A 5,658-nucleotide genomic window follows, 5' to 3' on the forward strand; every position below is an offset into this window, starting at 1 on the left:
TGCCGCGACGGCGTTGAGACCAACCGCGGCTTCGTTTTCATCCCCGAGGTGGGCGACCACGTGCTGGTGGGTTTCCGACATGGCGACCCCAACAGGCCGTACGTGATGGGGAGTCTGTTTAATGGAAGAACCGGAGCAGGAGGCGGAAAGGACAACAAATGTAAGAGCATCACTACGCGCAGCGGATGCGCTCTGACACTCAATGATGCAGAGGGAAGCGTAACGCTTAACGACAAGGGCGGGGCAAATATGAATTTCGATGGGGGTGGTAATGCATCCACAACAACCAATTCGGCAGTCCATGTAAGCGCAGGAAAACAGGTGAAAACGGATGTCGGGAACGGGCAAAGTGTGTTGACGATGGGTAAGGATGGCATTATCGATTTAAGTGGGCATAAGAAGATAACATTTAAGGTAGGAAGTAGCACCATTACCATAACGGCTGACAATATCAAATTGGAAAGCTCTACAGTGGACATCGATGGGGGTGGCGGAACCATACACGCAGCAGGAATCGTAGAGGTTGATGGGGGAGATGTATTTATCAATTAGATTTAGAGAATATGTCAAGTACAGAAATTTATATATCAAAGCCACAAATACAACGGCGTTATCATATTGCGATCAATGGTGATATGCTGATGGGCGGAGTGGAGAACAATACAAAAGTAGAGACGGAATGCCTACTGAATGTTTTGGGGATAGACAGCAATAAATGTGCGAAAATAGAACTGATAACGTTGGATACGAATGTTATTGAAACAGGGAATCAGGCTTTTAGGGAACTGTCCGTGATTGCGAACCAACTAAAAAAAGTAACACAAGACATTGTCTGTGTTATAGACAAGGAGGGGAAGGTTCTTCAAATTATCAATATAGAACAGATAAAGGGAAAATGGGAACAACTGAAAGGCGAGATGGTTTCTATCTGTGGACGCTCGGGGGAATTGACGGATTTCTTTAATGTCAACGAGAAACTTTTTAGCGAGGAAGAAACATTGAGACACTATGTGGGGGAAATGGAATTCTTCAAAATCTATTTCAATGGTCTGTACGGACATCGGATAAGAGACGAGGAACATCGGAAGACCGACAATGCTTTCAAGACAAACAAAATTTCCTATAACCTGTACTTTGACAATGATGAAGACGATGAATTGATTAGGATACGTTTCGAGGGAAGGGATTTTGAGATAAATCACGACTGGCTGGAAAAGTCGTATGGGCAAATGCCATTCGTTGACCTGCGGAATATGAAACCAGAGTTTGCCATACAAGGTGACTATGTCATAGAGAAAGCAACGGGGCTTATTAAGGGCGCGAAGTTTGTTTGGGATGAGAACACATCTAAAGAGTTGCGTTTGCGTACCGAGTATATCATAACAGAAAAACGTTGAGAGAAGTAACAATGGCAAAAGTATATCTTACAGACGAACATTATTTCCTGTGCTCAGGAGGTTTGTTCCCAGCTCGCATATATGACGGTAAAAGCACACATGTCTCGAAAACAGGCAAGCGTTATCTCACACATTACGACACTGCAACAAAAACGCCCGACTTTACTTGCCGATGGGCGGTTGTTCTTGCTGTCATGGCAGCGGTGTTCTTTGCATTGCTGGCTAGCAATCCGATTGGATGGGCGATACTAGCAGGGCTGATTATCGGGCTAGGCACAGGTTTTCTCTTGTGTGGAGTAATGATGGCAAGTGGACGGAAGTGGATTGGTTACGAACGGCACCTGATTATCAAAAGGACACAATACGCCCTGACAAGCGACTCTTATATGGTGTGCCCCCTTGGCGGTAAAATAAGTTGGTCACCAGAGATTACATCTCCCGGCATCGCCCTTTGGACGGGGTTGCGCAACACAGGCTTCGCCACATTCCAAGGCATTATGTACGGATATGCCGCATATGGTGGTGTGTCTCTTTTTACAACATCGGGATGGGAAGCCGTGTTGCCCAACCTTATTAAAGGTTGGGCGAAGACTTACGGAAAGGCCGGCCTGTTGGTGCGTAGTGGGTTTGCAGCAGAAAATGTAGCATACAGAAATGCGACGCGTCAATATGAGGGTGGTGAACCTTCAGACATGCTGAAGGATGCGGGGAAAACCTTCATAGGAGACGTTTACCAATATTATAATATTGGAACAAAGTTGGCGAACGGAGAAAAAGTCGGCGCAGAAGAATTTGCAAATGGTGTGGCAACTCCTCTTGGCATGGTGGGGTTGAATATACAGTTAAAAAATGCTGATTATCAAATACCTTATGCTTTGCGAAGAATTTCCAATAGAGGATATATCGGTGGAAGCAAATTGCTGTTTAAACGTGATATCGTGGCAGAAAGGATGGACTATGCAAGAGAATTTTATGAAAAAGTGTTTAAGGAAAGGGTTGTAACGGGAGAAATGACCAGAGAGGAGGCGATAAAAGCAATGAATAATGAATTAAAAGGCATAGACTATCGCATGCCTATAAAAGTACGATATATAAGAGGAGAAATGTATCAATATCAGAAACATGGCCTAGACGGAACTTACTATGAAGGAGAGTATTATACTCCCGATGCTACAGCAAAGCCAACAGATTTGGGAGTGTCAAGTGAGTATAATGTGCGTGATTCTAATATGGACCCAACGGGAAAGACAGATAAGATTCGACAAATACAGGTGAATAAAGAGGGGTGTATAGGATTAGAGAGTACCTCGAGTCCAATAAATGATGATTGGAGTGTGTATCAAGTCGATACAAACGGTAATGTTGTCATTGGAACAAACGGAAAGCCTGTACCTGTCGAGGTTCCAACAAAGGGGAAAGGTACGCAGATATACATACCGCGTAATCAAGGATGTTTAAATGGCATTGAACCAAGTTCTCCTCACCCTGTTTATCCCATATATCCAGATGAATAATAACCTGTTCCAAAAAAAATATTATGAATACAAGTCCCAAGACCCAAAAGGAGTACGACCAATTATGTGATGAGACAATGGCATATTTCAAGAAAATAATGAACGATTATCCGCAGATAACTATGTACAAATCTATTTATGTGCAGATTTGGATGATAAAGAAAGATTTATCAGAAAATGTACGTCTGGATCGTGTAAAGGATTTTCAGAAATATTCTCTTGGAGCTATTGCTGCCAAAAATTTTGACGAAGGGGATGTGTACGGGGATGCAATAGGAACAATTGATGCTATGGCATTTATTTATTTCTATATGCCCGAGGATGCGATAAATACACCAGACGAAATGTTAAGAATGATCAACCGCACTATTGGTATGATGAAGCAACCATTTGAAGAATATAAATTAAAAGGCAAATATAAAGAGTACAGAGAGGAGAAAACCCCTTATATAGAATATGCACGTCAAGTTTTAAACTATATCAAAGACTATTTGGAGAAACGTAATGATGGTAGTAAGTTGAATATAATAGATTTAGAAGAATGTGCAAATAAAACCTATTTAAGTTTTAGATATGAAGTGTCTTTTCTTATGTATGAAATTGTTCCTGACATAATAAATAAATTAATTAACAAAGACACACAAACAGGAGTTTAAGAGTAACTATTCAGCGATAATGGACGTTGAATATCAAGAACTTATAAACGTAACATTGTGGCAAAAAGGTTGAAATGACATTCTTTATTAGAATTTGTATGTATCTATTTATGTAACTTATTGATAATCAATAATAGTTTATACACCTTATCGCTGAATAGTTACGTTTAAGAAAAGAAGTGGAACATTATGTATATAATGTTTAAAATAAAGAAGTTTGCTTTTTGTTTAGACAATCAAAATATAAATAAGATCGACAAGGGTGGATAAATCATTTTAGATGTTATTGATAAAATATTTATATAATCTTAAAGGTTTAGCTATAGGTGGTTTTCTGTAAGCATTACCCATAAAGATTTTTCCTTGAAAATGTTGCCGGGTGAGACATTGGGAGATTTCTGCGAACGGGTCATAAAAGAGTATTTGAAATCCCAAGGGTTTGATAAGTTCTATGAAGTTCAAAACAGATCAGGGAATGGGGTTGACATTATTGCTGAAAAGACCAAAACTCATGAGGTGAAAATAATAGAAGTTAAGGGAACGCAAAGCGAGTCTAAATGGGATAAAGGACAAACAAAAGAACTTCCACTATCAAGAGACCAAAAGGCAGGCGGAGAAACGTATTCTGAAAGTAGAATAAATAGGGCAAAGAATGGTGACGATGGCTGGAAGAATGAACCCGAAACCCAAGCGAATGCAAAGCAGGCACACGCAGCGATGGAACAGGCAAAAGATAACGGAACCCTGCTCTATGAGAAATATGACGTTTATGTGGATGAGAGTGGTGCTATTAGAAATGGGGAACAAAGAGTACGAAGACGTTCCTGGTAAGCAACATATTATGGTCTTACAAACTGAATAAACATATTATTATGAATAGTTTAGAAAAATCCTTTAGTTATACAAAAGAGATGATGGCCCATAAGATAAAGACTATGGAAGAGTCTCATTTCAAAAGGGCTACACAAAAAATAGATAATTATATAAAGGGTAATGCCTATGACACGGCGGTAGGCACGCGGCTCTCCTCTTTGTCCTCTTGGTATCTGTGGAATTTCATCAATGAATTCACCCAAAGCGGGAAGATTGAATATGACCTGCTTGCGCGGAGCACCTATTATGGGATTTCGGCCAATAAATGGGCATATTCCATTGGGCAATGCTCTACGCATTATGACGGGGCATTGTTGTTTTCCGACAGTTCTATGCATTTGGCGCAATTGGTATGTTTAGGTTTAAGTCAAGAGGCCATCACGTATTGTTCCCTGCTAACAAAAATGCTAAATGGCAAACAATTTAAGATGTTTCCAGATAATCCAACATTCCCTTGGTTTATCCTTGACTTATACTTGCGTTACAACAACACGTCAATAGAAGAATCTTGGAAATACCCCTCAGAAATGGGGGCATATGGGAGAACACTTGAAAATTGGGATACGTGTGATAAGGCATTGTTCGAAAAGTTGCTTATCGACTTATGCGATTTCCATGTCTCACAAAGTGATGAATACGAGCATGACGGGAATCTTTTAGAGTTCTCTTCCGCTCAATACTTCCTCTTTCCACCAGAAATCCTGATGTGGATAAGATTGCGCCATAACAGAGGGTTATATGTTGGTCATCCCAATTTACACCCCCTTCTGCAATTAGAAATAAACAACCTGCCATTGAATTCGTTTGAAATGCCCCTAGACCCGCTAGTTACTCGCTGTTTCAACAAATTGCACAAGGACAATCCTTCTGTTAATTTCGAATTTATGGCATAATCTGTTATCTATCGTGAAAGAATTTCGATGGTTCTGCAAGAAATACGTGTAAGAAGTACCATCAACAACAAAAAACTTTGTCACGATTGAAATGACCTGACGCTCCTCACCGATGACAAGGGGCTCACCTTCCCCGACGGACTGCACCGCGACTGGCGGTACGACGGGCGCGTCCGCAACGGCATGACCTATACTTGGGACTACGACAGGCGGGGGCGCGTGGTGCGCACCTCGGGCGACGGGGGCGTTCAGGAGGGGCGCATGGAATACAAGGACGGCTACAACGAGGTGCACTACCCCGGCACGGGAGCCACAGAGCGGTACC

Annotated in this window: 6 protein-coding genes; all 6 read left to right on the forward strand. The window is 41.4% G+C overall.

Features of this window, described 5'->3' with window-relative positions:
* Positions 1–552 (forward strand): phage baseplate assembly protein V (locus HMPREF0670_RS14415; RefSeq protein WP_009231879.1); only part of this gene is annotated, 552 nt, incomplete at its 5' end.
* 11 nt (positions 553–563) lie between these two features.
* Positions 564–1,397 carry a hypothetical protein gene (locus HMPREF0670_RS14420; protein ID WP_009231880.1) on the forward strand — a complete coding sequence of 278 codons (834 nt, stop codon included), beginning with the start codon at positions 564–566 and terminating at the stop codon, positions 1,395–1,397.
* Positions 1,398–1,408: 11 nt separating this feature from the next.
* Positions 1,409–2,911 (forward strand): hypothetical protein, encoded by a 1,503-nt coding sequence (locus HMPREF0670_RS16780; protein WP_009231881.1) that lies wholly within the window; start codon positions 1,409–1,411, stop codon positions 2,909–2,911.
* A 23-nt stretch (positions 2,912–2,934) separates the two neighbouring features.
* Positions 2,935–3,567 (forward strand): immunity protein Tsi6 family protein, encoded by a 633-nt coding sequence (locus tag HMPREF0670_RS14430; RefSeq protein ID WP_009231882.1) that lies wholly within the window; start codon positions 2,935–2,937, stop codon positions 3,565–3,567.
* Positions 3,568–3,936: 369 nt separating this feature from the next.
* On the forward strand, positions 3,937–4,398 hold the full coding sequence (locus tag HMPREF0670_RS14435; RefSeq protein WP_009231883.1) for a restriction endonuclease: 462 nt from the start codon (positions 3,937–3,939) through the stop codon (positions 4,396–4,398).
* A 41-nt stretch (positions 4,399–4,439) separates the two neighbouring features.
* Positions 4,440–5,333, forward strand: coding sequence for a hypothetical protein (locus HMPREF0670_RS14440; protein ID WP_009231884.1), 894 nt, complete (start codon positions 4,440–4,442; stop codon positions 5,331–5,333).
* The last annotated feature ends 325 nt before the right edge of the window (positions 5,334–5,658 follow it).

Source organism: Prevotella sp. oral taxon 317 str. F0108, from assembly GCF_000162415.1.
Lineage (GTDB): Bacteria > Bacteroidota > Bacteroidia > Bacteroidales > Bacteroidaceae > Prevotella > Prevotella conceptionensis.